Source organism: Cloacibacillus porcorum (assembly GCF_001701045.1).
Lineage (GTDB): Bacteria > Synergistota > Synergistia > Synergistales > Synergistaceae > Cloacibacillus > Cloacibacillus porcorum.
Map to the genome: position 1 here is coordinate 951,214 of NZ_CP016757.1, position 15,356 is coordinate 966,569.

Sequence of the window (15,356 nt, forward strand, 5' to 3'; positions counted from 1 at the left end):
CAGGGGGAAGCCAATTATGACAGGACATATCAGTTCATATTTTGTCGGCGTCACAGGCGGGCTCACAATGTCGTTCATCGCCTTCAGCATCGTATTCATCGTCATCGTCGGGCTTATGCTCGTCATGATGGGGATGAAGCATGTATGTGCGGCGATCGACAACATGAGCAAGCCGAAGCCGGCCACAACGGCGCAGCCGTCGCCGGCCCCTGCGGCGCCCGCTCCGGCGGCTCCCGCCGCGGCGGTCTCTGCCGACGACGACGAACTTCTCGCCGTAATATCGGCCGCCATCATGGCAGCTTGCGGATCAACAGCGCGCGTAGTTGCCTTCAGTCCGGTAAAAGCCCCCGTATCGACCGCATGGAAGAATGTGGGTAGGCTCCAGAACACAGAAGGCTGCTAAGCCTCTGATAACAACAAAATTTTAGGAGGTTTTTTTCTGATGTCACGCAAATACAGAGTCACCGTTAACGGAAAAGCATACGACGTAGATGTTGAAGAGATGGGTGCAGGCGCGGCTCCTGCTCCCGTAGCGGCCCCCGCTCCTGTAGCGGCTCCGGCCCCTGTGGCGGCCCCCGCTCCCGCGGCGGCTCCGGCCCCTGCGGCAGCCCCTGCTCCCGCGGCCCCCGCAGGCGCAGGCTCGATCACCGCTCCGATGCCCGGTAAAGTCCTTAAGATCCTTGTCGCTCAGGGCGCGGCGGTAACCGCGGGCCAGCTCGTCATCATCCTCGAAGCGATGAAGATGGAAAATGAGATTTTCACCACCGTAGCGGGCTCAGTATCACAGATCTGCTGCAAAGAAGGAGATACAGTCAGTACTGGCGACACACTCCTGGTCGTAGCGTAGTCTGCGTTCGTGCAGTCTTTTCCTAGGGAGGAAAACTGAATGGAACTTTATATGACCGCACTAAAGGGTGTGGTGGAACAGTCAGGATTTGTTGCGCTGAACGGGCCTACGCTTGTTATGCTGCTCGTCTCCTTCATCCTGCTCTATCTCGCCATTGCGAAGGGCTTTGAGCCTCTGCTCCTTATGCCCATCGCCTTTGGATGCCTTCTGGTCAACCTGCCGCTCTCCGGTATCGTTGATCCGGGCGGTTTCCTTTACTTTGTAAAATTTGGCATAGACCATGAGCTTTACCCGGTCATTATCTTTATGGGTATTGGCGCTCTGACCGACTTTGGCCCTCTGCTTGCGAACCCCATCACCTTCCTTCTCGGTGCTGCGGCGCAGATAGGAGTCTTTTTTGCGGTCATCGGCGCGATGTTCATGGGCTTCACGATCCAGGAGGCGGCTGGTATCGGCATCATCGGCGGCGCCGATGGTCCTACGGCCATCTACCTCTGCGCGAAGCTTGCCAAGGGTATCCTGCCAGCCGTCGCTGTCGCCGCCTACAGCTATATGTCGCTCGTGCCGCTGATACAGCCCCCCGTCATTAAGTTGCTGACGACGAAAAAGGACCGCGCGATCAAGATGGAGCAGCTGCGCCCCGTCACGCGCACAGAACGCATCCTCTTCCCGATCGTTTCTACGATCGCCTGCGGACTCGTTCTGCCGGCCTCAGTCCCCCTCGTGGGAATGCTGATGTTCGGGAACCTTATGCGCGAATGCGGCTGCACCGAGCGTCTCTCGCTCGCGGCGCAGAATGAGGTGCTCAACGCTACGACGATATTCCTCGGAATCTCCGTCGGCGCGACGATGAGCGCTGAGTCATTCCTCACACTGGCGACGATCAAGATCATCTGCCTCGGGCTCATCGCCTTCGTATTCAGCACCGCGGGCGGCGTCTGCTTCGGTCAGATCATGAAGGTTGTCTCCGGCGGCAAGATCAACCCGATCATCGGCGCGGCCGGCGTATCCGCCGTTCCGATGGCGGCGCGCGTCTGCCAGAAGGTGGTCTCGAAGGAGTTCCCGGGAAGCTACATCCTGATGCACGCTATGGGCCCTAATGTTGCCGGCGTTATCGGCACGGCCGTTGCGGCGGGAGCTATGCTTACCCTGCTCTCCAAATAACAAAATCGGCGTTTATAAGCACGATTTGCGTCATAACTCAGGGTTCTGGTGTCCTCGCCGTATGAAAATACGGCTCCGGTACCAGAGCCCTGAGTTATTTAGCAACTCGCACTTCTAAACGCCGATTTCCTTCTGGTAGGAAAAGAGATAGGCAGCGATTTATCGTTTACCCTATCGATGATAAACGGCGGTTTAGCTTCTAAAGGCTGAACTGTGAATTATGGTTTTGCAAGATTTTCGGCTCCCTCTCTGAGGGAGAGTTGACCTTAGGTTCTCCCGCGGCTTTGCCGCGGACTCTGTTTGGCATGGAAACCGCGCTAAACAGAGCAACACTCCTTCCGTCTCGCTGCAAGAGCGGCGGCGATCCACCTCTGATGTAACTACCAGCCGAATGATGGAAAAACTAAGTTCGACGACGAAAATCAATAGATTTTCTGTCTCACTTATCGCACAAATCAGAGGGGCTTTGATTTGGCTCCCTGACGCCTCGGAGAGGAAGGCTATAAGGGCAAAGCCAAAAGCTAAATCGCTGTTTATGTTTTACCATATCGAAGATAAATCGGCGTTTAGACGTGCGAATAACGAAATAACTGAGGGCTTGGCAAGCGGAGGCGCACTAAAGTGCGGTGAGTATTGCCAAGCCCTCGGTTATGAAGTTAGTCGTGCGTATAAACGCCGATTTATGGGAGATTATATCTCCCCATGACAAGAAGATCCGCGTATTTCCCGTCTTTCATGAAGGCGTATTTGAGACGCCCTTCTGTTTGAAAACCGAGCGATTCGTACAAATGAATCGCGCCGGCGTTGTCGGCCACAACCTCAAGGTCAACGCGGACAAGCATCAGCCATTTGTCGGCTATCTCCAGCAGCTGCGAGAGGATTGCGCGGCCGACGCCCATATTGTGATAACCGGCGTGTACGATGAGCGCGACAGAGGCGGTGTGGCGCAGGCGCGCTTTTTCTGTGAGGCGCAGCACGCCGTTGCCGATCACCTTTTCTCCCTCCGGCGTATCGATGACCGCCGAAAGCACAGGATCATTCGGCCCGATAGACTTCATTACCTTTTCCGTGAACGCCACGCTCTCCGAAAAAAGCGTCGGTATCGTCTCAATGACTCCGCGCATGGAACGTATCTCGTTGATATCCGCAATGTCGCTCTCTTTGAATGGCCTGATCCTAAATTTCATTCTTCCCACTCCTAGCTTCTGGCTCAACATAATGGTTACAGCCTGACTTAAATAAAATTATCTCATATTCTTCAAGTTGATCACTGAAAAACTTGAAGTCTATGCAAATATTATTTCTTTATCTATCAATAGAGTGTGAAAAAATTCATTTGACAAATTTTTTATAAAATGGTATAACTTGTGATAGAAATTTTGAATCCCAAAATAGAATAAGGATTCTATATCTAATATAGAATCTATATAGGAGGTGCTGATATTTAGCTTTCATGTATTAAGTAACATGACGTGTTTAGTCTGAAAGGGAGATGAGATTTTTGAGGTTTCTTCGAAAAGTTGTCATGATCACAGGTGCTTCTGGTGGTATTGGTCAAGCTTTGGCCAAAGGGTTTGCTAGAGAAGGGGCAACTATCGCCCTAGTGGGGAGGAATAAGGAGAGGACGGAAGAAATTGCTAGGCGTACGGGAGCGGTTTACCACTCAACGTTGGAGATAACAAAATCGGAGAATTGTAAAAAGATAATAGATGATGTCTTTAACTTAACGGGATCTCTTGATGTACTTGTTAATAATGCCGGTGCTATGTTCAGAGGAGATGTTGTAGATACTCCCGATGATGAATGGCTTAAACTTTTTGATATTAATGTTCACGCGGTCTTTTATCTTTCTAGGGAGGCCATACGGCTTATGCGGGAACATAAAATAGCGGGGAACATTGTACAGGTAGCGTCGAATAGTGCTCTTAGCGGACGCAAGGGGCATATCGCCTACGCAACTACAAAAGGAGCAGTAGTGCAAATGACACGTTGCATGGCTTTAGACTGTGCCTCAGATGGAATACGCATAAACGCTGTATGCCCTGGTGCAACTGATACTGCGATGCCAATGTCAAAGCATAGTGCACCAATATCACGTGAACGTCTATTAGAAAACTGTCGTCAGAGCATCCCATTGCAAAGAATAGCCGACCCAGAAGAGGTTGTGCGTTCAATTCTCTTCTTAGCATCTGAAGACTCTAGTTATGTAACTGGCACGACACTTTCCGTAGATGGTGGAACTACAGCATAGTCTGATTACGTTTCAATATATTATGAGCAATATATATTTATTCGAAGGGTGGCTGAAGTTATGGGTTACGTAATCTTTAAAAACGCTACATTAATTGATGGTAATGGCGGAGATCCAAGATACAACGTTTCAGTATTAGTAGAAAATAATATTATAAGAGAAGTTTCTGAATGTGGTATTTCTCTTCAGTCTGCGGATGTAATTGACTGCAAAGGAAATACTCTTATGCCGGGATTGGTCGATGGGCATATGCATCTTGGTCTTATTGAGATTGAGGTTGTAGATATTGTTCGCAGGAATCCAATAGGCCTTATAGCTGCAAGAATGTTTAGGAATATGCGTGAGTTGCTTGAACAGGGGTACACTTCAGCCCGCGATACTGGCGGGGCTGATGCCGGTTTTAGGCTTGCTATGGAAAATGGTGAGGCGGTAGGTCCTAGATTGAGGGTAAGCGGTCCATGTATAGCCCAGAGCGGCGGGCATGGAGACAATAGAGGACCGTCAGAATACCGCCCCTATTATGAGGGTAATATGGGGTTCAGATCACGTCTTGCTGACGGTGTACCTGAAGTTTTAAAGGCCTGCCGTGAAACATTGCGCGAAGGTGCAGATTTTATAAAAATTATGGCATGTGGTGGGTGTGCCAGCCCGACTGGTGGCCCCAATGCCTGCCAGTATACGTTTGACGAGATGAAAGCCGCGGTGGATGTCGCTGATAATGCCGGTACATATGTTGCGGCACATTGTTATTCAGATAAGAGTATTAGCCGCTGTACAGAGGCGGGGATACTTACAATAGAACATGGCAATCTTCTTGAGAGGCCAACTGCAAAATTGATGGCTCAAAAAGGAACCTACCTGGTGCCGACCCAGATTACCTATGAGATGGTGCTCGAACATGCGAAAGATAGCCTTTCCAAGTTTATGTATGATAAATTCATTGCTGTAAATGACCGGGGATATGAGGCGATAAAAATTGCTATGGAGGAGGGCGTTAAGATAGGTGGCGGCAGCGACCTTACTGGACGCAATACAAAGTATGCCTCTGGTGCCATTGCTTATCAGGCGAAGGCTCAGGGGGCGATGAACGCAATTGTTTCATTTACTAGGGTAAACGCTGAGATTATGGGTATGTCGGAGCAAATTGGCACAATCGAAGAAGGAAAACTTGCAGACATTATATTGGTTAACGACGATCCATTAAAGAATATAGATCTTTTCAAAAATCCCAAAGATAATATTTTAGTTATTATGCAGGATGGAAAGCTTTATAAGAAAATGATTTAACGAGCTACGTAGTATAGAGAGGAGTGCAAGATATGCAGGAACACATTTCAAACAATCCCGAAGCTATGGCGAATGCTCCAAAAGGTATAAAAATTCCTCACGTATGGACTATCATTCTCTTTTGTCTTATTGCAGCCGGTCTAATGACATGGATTGTGCCAGCCGGTATGTATGACCGTATAGAAGTAGCTGGACGCAAGGTCGTGGACCCAACCACTTTCCATTTTATTGCGCGGACGCCTGTTGGTATCTTCAACTGGTTTGTCTGCATCATAGAGGGTATGACGCAGTCTATGCCTATTATGTGCATGGTTCTCTGTCCTATAGCCGCTACCGATATTTATATTCAGAGCGGCACAATGGAAAAGATGATAGGCTGGATACTCAGGACTTGCCACAGCGATAAAATCGTTATGTTTGGCCTAATGCTCTTTTTCGCATGCAGAGGAGCGATGGGGGCCATGGAACATCATATACCGTTTGTGCCCCTGGCTATAAGCATATCGCTCATATGCGGATACGATGTGATGGTGGGGCTCCTGCTGGTGTTTATGCCGACCTTTGTCTCTTTTGCGGTAGGGCCGCTTAATATATATACAGTAGCGGTAGCACAGGGAATATCAGGACTGCCGCTTTATTCCGCGATGGCCTTTCGTGTGGGGATATGGGTGGTTTGCTGCGGCATAACGATGTGGTACATATTCCGGTATGCAAACAGGGTAAAGGCTGACCCGTCTAAGAGTGTTACCGGGTTCGTCAATCCGTCCTCTGCCGCAGGGAATAAAGATATTGATGATATACGCGACCAGAGGATGACGGTGCGCCAAAAGATACTAATGCTAATGTTTCTCGTTACAACGGTATTGCAGATGGTAGGACCGATAAAGTTCAACTGGGGTTTCTCAGAGATAGCCGCTTTGTGGCTGATGTCGGGACTTCTTGCTGGAGTTGTCGCTGGATATAATAATGAAAAAATATGCGAGGTCTTTGTTCGCAGCTGGACGCCTGATATCCTTGTAGGTACGTTTTGCATTGGTTTTGCCCGTGCGGTTTCTGTGGTTCTTACAAAGGGCAATGTGCTTGATACAATAATCTATGCACTCTCGATTCCACTCAAGCAAATACCTATCTCATTTTCAGCTATAGGGATGTACTTTACACAATCGATAATTAATTTTTTCGTTCCGTCAGGAAGCGGTCAGGCTACTGTGACTATGCCGATAATGGCACCTCTAGCCGACATTATCGGCATGACGAGGCAGACTGCGGTTGTAGCCTTTCAGCTTGGTGATGGGCTGACAAATATGATAATACCAACATTTGGTACGCTCATTATCTATATAAGTATTGCTAAAGTTGACTATAAGACATATATAAAGTGGGTATACCCTCTTTACTTTATGCTTGTAGGTGTTGCCTGTGTTTCACTGTTAGCTGCAACGGCAATGAAACTTGGACCATTTTAATAAGATGTAGACACCGGAAATAAGTATACTGAAGAAAAACAACTATTCAGGAGGTACAATAATGATTGTAAATGACAAGGTAGGATTTATAGGAACTGGTGGAATTGCCACTGCACTTGCGAAAGGTTTCTGTTCGTCGTCAGATTTTCAAGGAAAGGTTTTTGTCTTTGATATAAATGAAGCGAGGACAGCTGCTCTTAAAGCTCTATATCCTGAAAAGATTATCGTTGCTTCTTCAAACCAAGAGCTTGTAGATAATGCAGATATCGTGTTTCCTACGCTTTTACCGACAGTGCTTGAAAAAGTGGCTCCAGGTATAAACTTTAGAAGGGAAAATCATATCATACATATTGCTGCTGGGACAAAAATTGCCAAAGCCGCACCGTGGTTTGCTCCATCCGAAAGTGTAGTAAGGGCGGTACCGTTGCCATTTGCGGCAAGAAGGATAGGTCCTGTGGTGCTCTTTGGTGATGATAAGGTTAGCTATGATCTGCTTTCTCTCCTCGGTGCCGTTGTAAAGGTAAATACTGAGAAGGATCTTGAAGTTCTTGCTGCAGTTACAGGTATCATGGTTCCCTATTATGGTCTAGTCGGAGAAGTTGTACGATGGTGTATGACAAAAGGCCTTGATTTTAAGAGCGCCCTCAATTATACGACATATATGAACGAGGCTTTGTCTACTTTGATGCGCCAGGAGTGCACGGAAGATATCGAGGCGTTTATGCTTGAAAATACAACTCCTAATGGAATGAACGAACTTGGCTGGAATGAGATGAAAGCGACTGATGGCTACAAGCCGTGGAGAGATTCGCTGGAAAAGATAGGCAGACATTACGATCTTTAATGATATGTGTTAATAAAAAAACAGTCCTCCAGAAAAGTAGAGGGGGACTGTTTTTTTTATCATAGTGTGGTATGGAACCTTTTTTATTAGAAGGAGAAGGAAGATATGGCAATAAACCTTGAAAAAGCCTTACAAATTATGACTAGAGCTAGATTGGCGTCGGAGAAGATGGGAGTACTTATGTCGTTTGCGATTTTTAATGACAAGCAGGATTTAATATTGTTTATGCGAATGGATGGTTCCTCTGGAGAGAGTGTTAGGCTTGCCCAGCTAAAAGCTCTTACATGTTTAAAATTATGTGAGAATACAGATAATCTGGCATATTTAGTAAATAAGGAAAATGGTGTTTTGCGCGGCATCCGTTATGATAACGCGATTTCTCTTATTGGCGGTGGAAAATTAATCTGTGACAACGGTACTATTATTGGAGCTATAGGAGTAAGCGGCGGAAGCGAAACGCAGGATATTGAGGTTGCGGCTGCGGCTCTGGTAAGTTGAATAGTAGGTTGACAATTTTGATAAGTATAGTGTAAAATTAATTATAGAATCCTAAAATATTAATTGGCTCCTAAATTTATTAAAAGAGTGTTGGGGGAATTAACATGGAATGTAAAGCTATGGGACAAATAAAAAGCGAACCAGCCTATATGACGAGAATCAATTTCTTGAAAGAGAGGGTTCTAAACACGCGTCCGGAAATGGACCTTGAAAATGCCAGAATCCTGACGGAAAGTTTTCTGGAGACGGGAGGGCTTCCTTGGCACGTACGCAAAGCTAAAGCAGTAAAAAAACAGTGCGAAGAAAAGACTGTAAAAATATGGGATAAAGAACTCATTGTTGGCTGTTCAGGAAGTAAGATACGAGCTGGTATTCTTTGCGCTGATACCTGCTGGTCTGTTCTTGATGACGAACTAGATACAATAAGCACGCGCCGTTACGATCCATTTTACCTTAGGAATGAAGACAGACAGCTTTTTCTTGACGTTATAAAACCTTTTTGGAAAGGACGTTCAAACTATGAAGAATGGCTTGCTCAAATTCCAGGCGATGTCAAAGCATTGAGGGATAACGGCGTCATATATATTGACCGTAAAGCAGTACGAGGCTGGGGAGAGACTACAGCAGGATATTCAGATATAATAAACAAAGGTATAAAAAAGATATGTGAAGAAATAAGAGAGCGTAAATTAAAACTCGACATGACCGTTCCCGGGGATTATGTGAAGATGACTTATCTTGATGCACTACTTATCGCCGGTGAAGGAATAATAGCTTTAGCTGAAAGATATTCGGCAGAGGCGGCTGGCTTAGCTGCTGTAGAAAAAGATCTTGAGCGTAAGCGTGAACTTCTTGAAATATCCAGGATATGTGCTAAAGTTCCCGCTTATCCGGCAGAGACATTTCATGAAGCCATCCAGTCTTTCTATTTTTATCAAATATGTATATTTATGGAACAAAATGCCGCCAGCTACAACCCAGGCCGTATGGACCAATATCTTTACCCTTTTTACAAGGCTGATATCGAGGCCGGACGCTTGACAAAAGAAAGGGCTCAGGAGTTGTTGGATTGCCTGTGGGTAAAATTTGCTGAGCCTTGTCTTTTTCAGGATAAGATAACGGCAGAATTTGCCGCTGGCTATCCCATGTTTCAAAATGTTACGGTTGGTGGAGTTGATACGGCGGGAAGAAACGCCGTAAACGAACTTTCATATATGATCCTGCAGGCGACAATGGATGTGCGGCTGTATCAGCCGTCACTTTCTGTTCGTTATAGCCTGGCAAAAAATCCAAATTCTTTTTTGCGCAAAATTGTGGAACTTATAAAGCTGGGGACTGGTTTTCCTGCTTTCCATAATGATGATATAGGCATACGGATGTTAATGAATAAGGGCGTTCCGCTTAGAGAAGCTTTTGATTGGAATCCGAGTGGATGTGTCGAGACTAATCTTGAAGGAAGGCTGCGCGCATATACGGCCTTAGCAGATATAAATTTAGGCGCGATGGTCGAGTTTACCCTTCTTAACGGGCGGTGTCGCAAGTCAGGGTTAGATATATCTATCCAGACAGGTGTCCCTGAGGAATTTAAGGACTTTGAAGCGTTTTGTAATGCGCTTAAAAGGCAGCTTGCTTATGCTGTGCGTACTGTCGTGAAGGGGAGCCATTTGATAGATGAAATAGGTTTTAATCGTACAGTCCCTGCTCTTTCTCTTAGTTTCAAAGAGTGTGTACAGAGCGCGATGGACTACGCTTGGGGCGGTGCCAAATACAATACCGGCAACGGAATAATCCTCATTGGAATTGCTGACCTCATTAATAGTATGGCTGCTATCAAGCACCTTATCTATGATACGAAACAGATTTCAATGAGTCAGCTGCTTAGTGCTCTTGATTCGAATTTTGAAAATTCCCCTGAAATACTCAGACTATGCAAAGATGCTCCCAAATATGGCAATGATGTTGAGTGGGTAGACAACATGGCAGCTGAGATCTTTACGTATATTGCAGACGAGATAGAGAGCTATAAAAGCCGTTTTGGAACGATGACCCCTGGTATACTGCCAGTTTCAGGTAACACCCCCTTTGGTCTTGAGGTAGGAGCTCTCCCCTCTGGAAGACTGGCATGGAAACCTCTTGCTGATGGTGTCAGCCCTAATGGTGGTACGGATTTTGAGGGGCCAAGTGCTGTTCTTAAATCCGTGGCGAAGCTTCCTCACGATCGATTTGTACAGGGAACCTTGTTGAATATGAAGATAGAACCCACTCTCTTTTCTACTGAGGCAGGGATACAAAACGTGATGGCTCTTCTGAAAACGCTATGTTCCCTTAATATTTTTCATGTTCAATTTAATGTCATAGATCAACACAAACTAATTGATGCACAGAAACATCCGGAGGAGTATAAAGGGTTACTCGTAAGAGTCGCTGGCTACACTGCATACTTTACTGAGCTGGGCAAGGACGTACAGGACGAGATTATTGGCCGTACAATACAAAGCTCTCTGTCTTCGCCGCTGTCATGTGGTTAAGCCGTTATGAAGGTTACGGGAGCGGTTTTAAGAATTGAGAGGAGTTCAAGCTATGATGGAGAAGGGCTGCGAACGGTAATATTTCTGAAAGGTTGCCCTATGTCATGTTTATGGTGCTCGACCCCAGAATCACAAAAGTTTACAAACGAAGTTGGCTGTGATGACTCTAAATGCCTTCGCTGTGGTTTATGTGCTAAGTTATGTCCAAATAATGCTTTGCAGCCGGACACGGAAGGCGTTCCTCGTAGCATTGATGGCAGGTGCAGAGGCTGCGGAGAATGTCGTAAAAATTGTCCTGTCCAGGCAATTTCGCTATATGGAAATAATATGACAGCCGAAGAAGTGGTAACGGAGATAGAAAAGGACGAAGTTTTCTATTTTCATTCAAAAGGAGGTTTTACATTTAGTGGAGGCGAGGCTTTTGCGCAGCCGGAATTTGTCTCTGAAGTTTTCCGCCTTGCCCTTGAACGTGGAATAAATGGGACCGTAGAGACAAGCGCTTGTGTGCCGTGGGGTAATGTGGAGAAAGTGTTGCCGTGGGTATCGAGGCTATATATCGACATTAAACACATGGACTCAGCATGCCATCGAAGATTGACTGGCCTTGGAAATGAACTCGTTCTTGAGAATATAAAAAGGATTGATAGCTGCGGTATGCAGATAGTCATAAGAGTTCCAGTTATACCATCAGTCAATGATTCTGTGGAAAATATCGTTGCCACAGCGGAGTTCTGCGCACAATTGAAGAATATTGTAGAGTTTGAACTCCTGTCGTACCATAAACTTGGAATGATAACCTATAAGAAACTCGGTAGAAAAATGGCCCTCAAAGATATAGAACCCCCTTCATATGAGGATATGTTGCGTATAGGGGAACACGTTAAATTGACGCTGCCAAACCTCTCTGTTAAAATAAACGGTGGTGAAATTTAAGACAGAAGGGTGCATAAATATGGATCCGGTATTAAATAAAGATGATGCTTTGTATACGCAGATTTATGATATATTGAAAAACCGTATAATGCGTGTCGAGTATTATCCTGGTTCCTTTCTGACAGAAGCATCTGTCGCTAAAGAATTAAATACTAGTCGTATGCCTGTTCGTGTAGCGATGCGTAAATTAGAGAGCGAAGGCTGGCTCATCGCCGATTTCAGAAAAAAAATACGGGTCCGTGATATAACCGTTAAAGATGTTCGTGAGATATACCAATTGCGTAAACTTTTGGAGGTTTCTGCTCTCAAGGAAATATTTGATACTGGGCGTACGTGGGAATATTCTTTTAAGTTTGAAGAGTGTTTAGTTAGACTTAGAAGTTCTGTAAATGACCAATACCAGTGGGATTTTTATGAGACGGCCTTTCATAGAGAGATAGTCAAAGCTTTGGACAGTGAGAGGATAGACCGGATATATAGGAATAATCAAGACGAGCTTATTCGTATAGGGATGCTATGCGACAAGCAGCCGGCCCATTATGAGGTTATGCATGACAGTATTGACGTGTTTTTTCATGCAGTCAGGGAAATGGATTTTAACAGAGCTCTTGATATTTTAAACAGAGATCATATAGAGCTTGGATATCAAATGGGCATAGAGAGGATCGGGGAGATCGAAAAGCAGCAGTTAAGAACCAAATGACCTTTCCTCCGAACTATGCTGATGGGGGGATAATATATTGAATATCAGCGAAATAAATAGTGGTGTCCCTAGTGACGAACGTGGAGAGTTGGAAACGAAGGTATATAAAGTTCTGATTGAACTTGGGATTCCATTTGAGCGGGTAGATAATGATTCTGTAGAATCCATGGAATCATGTGTCGAGATAAGTAATAAGCTTGGTGCTGAGATTAGAAAAAGTGTACTGGTGTGCGATAGAAAAAAAGTCAACTTTTACCTAGTTATAATGCCAGCTGGAAAATCTTTTAATACAAAGGCTTTCTGTGAAAAGATGGAGTGTTCTCGTGTGTCATTTGCGCCTGCGGAATGTATGGAAGAGTACCTTGGCGTACGGCCAGGTACAGCTACGGTAATGAGTCTATTAAATGATGGAAGGAAAAAAGTCAAGATTATCATTGACAAAGAGGTTGCAGAGAGCGATTGGTTTGCCTGTAATCCAGGTGCCAATACGGCGCACATCAAAATCAAGACAGAATACCTGCTGAATAAGTTTTTACCCTATACTGGACATCACCCTATTGTCATAGATTTATAGAGAGAAAGCATAGTGCTATGATAAAAAATGAAGTTCTAATAACTTTGGAACTTCATTTTTTATGCTTTTGTACGGTATACCCGCGGACTCAGCGGTACGAGAGCCGCCGCGGCGAGGAATACCGCGCCGTAGAGCAGGCGGTAGGCTCCAGCCGCGTCGCCCGCGAGCCGGATGAGGAATTCCATAATGATCGGCGTAATGAAGAACTGACTGGAATATAGCAGGCCGAAGAGGACGGCGAGGCGCGTCACATAGCGCCGTCCCCCGAGGTCTATCGTCAGGCACATAAAGGCCGGATAACCGAAGCCCATCGCGAGGCCGAAGATAAAGCCGCAGAGCATCAGCGTCGCGGGGGTGGAGACGAAGGTCATTGTAAACATCATCGCCGCCGTTACCGCAGTTGATACTGGCGCGCACAGCTTGCGCGGCAGCCGGTCGATGAGATGTCCGAAAATAATCCTGAACAACAGCGCCGTTCCCGCCGAGACGCTGAAGAAGTATGATGCGGCGACGCCCCGTTCCTGCGCCAGCTGCACGAAGCGCAGCTGCCCCGCGTCGGTGAGGGCGAATAACATGGCGGATATGATGAAAAAGATTATCTGCGGTCTCTTGAGCAGTACGAGATAAGAGGCCTTCTCCTCCGTTTCTCCGTACTCGTGTGTGGCGGCGTTCTCGGCGGGGAGCGGCGGCAGGCGCCTTATGGCGGCGATGCCGGCCGTCACCAGCAGCGGAAAGAAAAATATATAGCTTTTGAAAAAGCCCTCTGAGATCAGGAACTCCATCGCCGGCACGACAATGAGAGAGGGTAAATTGTAGGCGGTGGAAATCAGTCCGATGCTGCGGCCGCGGATATTTTCTGGTATAAACTGCCGCTCATAGGCCGTCATCATGATGCCGACGATCCCGAAGCCGACTCCGGCGACGGCGCGCCACAGAATCACGCCCTTCACCGTTCCGGCAAAGAGCGCGACGCCCGCCGCGCTGACGAAGAAACAGCCGTAGCCGAAACGTATCAGGCTGCGGCCCCCGAAGCGCTGTTCCGCTATCGGGATGAAGGGGCGCAGCGAAAAAGAGACCCCGTAGCACACTCCCATGACTACGCCCCCGAGCTCTCCCGCTGAGATTCCGATCCCTGCGAGGTAGGGAAGCATGAAATAATAGCCGCTCTCAAGCGCGGCGCTGATAAAGGTAATGCAGAAGAACAGCAGTATATAACCCCACGCCGAGGCCGGGATGCTTGGGTTATCTCTTGTCGGTGAGGCGATCTTCGGCATAAATATCCCTCCGCGGAAATCAATCTTACGATTAACAAGGATACAGAGAGATTGTAACGTTACAGAGTAATTAATTCCATAGTAAAGTTTTATTTTGTTTGAATAAAAACGGCTCCGCTCTCCCGCTGCGGCGGGAGAGCGGAGCCTGTCTGTTAAATTGACGTTCCTATTCTTTGTTGAGCATCTCCAAAATGCCGTCGCTGTAGGCCTTGGTGCGCAGGAATCCCTCTTCATAGCATTCCTTAACCGTGGCTTTGAAGGCGTTCTGTTCGAGGTTGTAGAGCTGGCGTACGGAGATGCCGCCGGGGGTGCTGGTCTCCGCGAGCAGTCCGCCGATGTTGTCGATATTGTTCTCCCAGACCTTGAGGCAGCCCTCTACGGTGCCGAAGGCCATCTTCGCCGCCGTCTTATGGTCGATGCCAAGCAGCAGCGCAGATTCGACGATCCCCTGGAAGAAGGCGTAAACGGGCGCGGGGCCGGTAAGTGAGGTTATCGCGTTGATCTTATCCTCACCAAGGGCGAGGCAGGTGCCCATTGCGCCGAATATCTTCATCAGGTCGGCCCTCTGTGACTCACTCACCTTGGAGTTGAAGGCGACGGCGATGACGCCGTGGCCGATTCTGCTCGGCGGGTTGGGGAGGGCGCGCGCCACCGCCGCGCCGGGAACGTTGTTTTCGTAGAGCGCCATGGGGATGCCGGAAGAGATGGAGACGATGGTTTTGCCCGTGAAATCGTAGGCATTGAGCGTCTTCGCCATATCAATGGCGTTGTCCGAGCGTACGCACATAAAGACGTAGTCGGCGGCGGCGATCATATCTTTAGGCTCGCAGCAGACGGTGAGGCCGTATTTCTCGCTCATATATGCGAGGCGATTCGCGCTCACGTCATAAAGGTAGATATCCGACGGCTTGGCGATGCCGCTCGCCGTTATCTTCTGGCTTAAAATCTCCGCGATCGCTCCTGAACCCATAAATCCTATCTTCATTA

At 47.2% G+C, this 15,356-nt stretch carries 15 protein-coding genes; 12 read left to right on the top strand and 3 right to left on the bottom strand.

All coding sequences use genetic code 11. The annotated features are described in order from the left end of the window. The first annotated feature begins 16 nt into the window (after positions 1-16). Genes BED41_RS04300 through BED41_RS04310 form a run of 3 tightly spaced genes read left to right on the top strand, consistent with a single transcriptional unit; the run spans position 17 to position 2,011 of the window. Positions 17-403 (top strand): OadG family protein, encoded by a 387-nt coding sequence (locus BED41_RS04300; protein ID WP_066743441.1) that lies wholly within the window; start codon positions 17-19, stop codon positions 401-403. Between the two features lie 39 nt (positions 404-442). Beyond that, complete coding sequence (locus BED41_RS04305; RefSeq protein WP_066743445.1) at positions 443-847, top strand: biotin/lipoyl-containing protein; 405 nt, start codon at positions 443-445, stop codon at positions 845-847. A 39-nt stretch (positions 848-886) separates the two neighbouring features. Then, positions 887-2,011, top strand: coding sequence for a sodium ion-translocating decarboxylase subunit beta (locus BED41_RS04310; RefSeq protein ID WP_066743448.1), 1,125 nt, complete (start codon positions 887-889; stop codon positions 2,009-2,011). Positions 2,012-2,691: 680 nt separating this feature from the next. Here BED41_RS04310 and BED41_RS04320 read toward each other — a convergent pair. Continuing rightward, on the bottom strand, positions 2,692-3,198 hold the full coding sequence (locus BED41_RS04320) for a GNAT family N-acetyltransferase (protein ID WP_066743452.1): 507 nt from the start codon (positions 3,196-3,198) through the stop codon (positions 2,692-2,694). A 314-nt stretch (positions 3,199-3,512) separates the two neighbouring features. Here BED41_RS04320 and BED41_RS04325 point away from each other — a divergent pair, with 314 nt between their 5' ends. From BED41_RS04325 to BED41_RS04365, 9 genes are all read left to right on the top strand, one after another. Beyond that, on the top strand, positions 3,513-4,262 hold the full coding sequence (locus BED41_RS04325; RefSeq protein ID WP_066743455.1) for an SDR family NAD(P)-dependent oxidoreductase: 750 nt from the start codon (positions 3,513-3,515) through the stop codon (positions 4,260-4,262). Positions 4,263-4,322: 60 nt separating this feature from the next. Next, positions 4,323-5,549 (top strand): metal-dependent hydrolase family protein, encoded by a 1,227-nt coding sequence (locus BED41_RS04330; protein WP_066743456.1) that lies wholly within the window; start codon positions 4,323-4,325, stop codon positions 5,547-5,549. A 32-nt stretch (positions 5,550-5,581) separates the two neighbouring features. Continuing rightward, positions 5,582-7,015: a YfcC family protein gene (locus BED41_RS04335; RefSeq protein WP_066743458.1), complete on the top strand. Its 1,434-nt coding sequence runs from the start codon at positions 5,582-5,584 to the stop codon at positions 7,013-7,015. Positions 7,016-7,076: 61 nt separating this feature from the next. Continuing rightward, positions 7,077-7,859 (top strand): NAD(P)-binding domain-containing protein, encoded by a 783-nt coding sequence (locus tag BED41_RS04340; RefSeq protein WP_066743460.1) that lies wholly within the window; start codon positions 7,077-7,079, stop codon positions 7,857-7,859. Between the two features lie 105 nt (positions 7,860-7,964). Then, positions 7,965-8,357, top strand: coding sequence for a GlcG/HbpS family heme-binding protein (locus tag BED41_RS04345; protein ID WP_066743462.1), 393 nt, complete (start codon positions 7,965-7,967; stop codon positions 8,355-8,357). A 104-nt stretch (positions 8,358-8,461) separates the two neighbouring features. Then, positions 8,462-10,885, top strand: coding sequence for a glycyl radical protein (locus BED41_RS04350; RefSeq protein ID WP_229712394.1), 2,424 nt, complete (start codon positions 8,462-8,464; stop codon positions 10,883-10,885). Positions 10,886-10,891: 6 nt separating this feature from the next. Continuing rightward, a complete protein-coding gene (locus BED41_RS04355) occupies positions 10,892-11,818 on the top strand; it encodes a glycyl-radical enzyme activating protein (protein ID WP_066743464.1) in 927 nt (308 codons plus the stop codon). Positions 11,819-11,837: 19 nt separating this feature from the next. Continuing rightward, positions 11,838-12,521, top strand: coding sequence for a GntR family transcriptional regulator (locus tag BED41_RS04360; RefSeq protein ID WP_066743471.1), 684 nt, complete (start codon positions 11,838-11,840; stop codon positions 12,519-12,521). Between the two features lie 37 nt (positions 12,522-12,558). Further along, the gene (locus BED41_RS04365; protein WP_066743472.1) at positions 12,559-13,095 is read left to right on the top strand and encodes a prolyl-tRNA synthetase associated domain-containing protein; all 537 of its coding nucleotides are present in this window, start codon (positions 12,559-12,561) and stop codon (positions 13,093-13,095) included. 59 nt (positions 13,096-13,154) lie between these two features. Here BED41_RS04365 and BED41_RS04370 read toward each other — a convergent pair whose 3' ends face one another. After that, positions 13,155-14,369 (bottom strand): MFS transporter, encoded by a 1,215-nt coding sequence (locus tag BED41_RS04370; RefSeq protein ID WP_066743474.1) that lies wholly within the window; start codon positions 14,367-14,369, stop codon positions 13,155-13,157. A 166-nt stretch (positions 14,370-14,535) separates the two neighbouring features. Further along, on the bottom strand, positions 14,536-15,354 hold the full coding sequence (locus BED41_RS04375) for a pyrroline-5-carboxylate reductase family protein (RefSeq protein WP_066743476.1): 819 nt from the start codon (positions 15,352-15,354) through the stop codon (positions 14,536-14,538). Positions 15,355-15,356 lie beyond the last annotated feature (2 nt).

Coding starts and splice junctions, on each gene's coding strand:
- BED41_RS04300 (WP_066743441.1), top strand. CDS start 17: ATGACAGGACATATCAGTTCATATTTTGTCGGCGTCACAGGCGGGCTC.
- BED41_RS04305 (WP_066743445.1), top strand. CDS start 443: ATGTCACGCAAATACAGAGTCACCGTTAACGGAAAAGCATACGACGTA.
- BED41_RS04310 (WP_066743448.1), top strand. CDS start 887: ATGGAACTTTATATGACCGCACTAAAGGGTGTGGTGGAACAGTCAGGA.
- BED41_RS04320 (WP_066743452.1), bottom strand. CDS start 3,198: ATGAAATTTAGGATCAGGCCATTCAAAGAGAGCGACATTGCGGATATC.
- BED41_RS04330 (WP_066743456.1), top strand. CDS start 4,323: ATGGGTTACGTAATCTTTAAAAACGCTACATTAATTGATGGTAATGGC.
- BED41_RS04335 (WP_066743458.1), top strand. CDS start 5,582: ATGCAGGAACACATTTCAAACAATCCCGAAGCTATGGCGAATGCTCCA.
- BED41_RS04340 (WP_066743460.1), top strand. CDS start 7,077: ATGATTGTAAATGACAAGGTAGGATTTATAGGAACTGGTGGAATTGCC.
- BED41_RS04345 (WP_066743462.1), top strand. CDS start 7,965: ATGGCAATAAACCTTGAAAAAGCCTTACAAATTATGACTAGAGCTAGA.
- BED41_RS04350 (WP_229712394.1), top strand. CDS start 8,462: ATGGAATGTAAAGCTATGGGACAAATAAAAAGCGAACCAGCCTATATG.
- BED41_RS04355 (WP_066743464.1), top strand. CDS start 10,892: ATGAAGGTTACGGGAGCGGTTTTAAGAATTGAGAGGAGTTCAAGCTAT.
- BED41_RS04360 (WP_066743471.1), top strand. CDS start 11,838: ATGGATCCGGTATTAAATAAAGATGATGCTTTGTATACGCAGATTTAT.
- BED41_RS04370 (WP_066743474.1), bottom strand. CDS start 14,369: ATGCCGAAGATCGCCTCACCGACAAGAGATAACCCAAGCATCCCGGCC.
- BED41_RS04375 (WP_066743476.1), bottom strand. CDS start 15,354: ATGAAGATAGGATTTATGGGTTCAGGAGCGATCGCGGAGATTTTAAGC.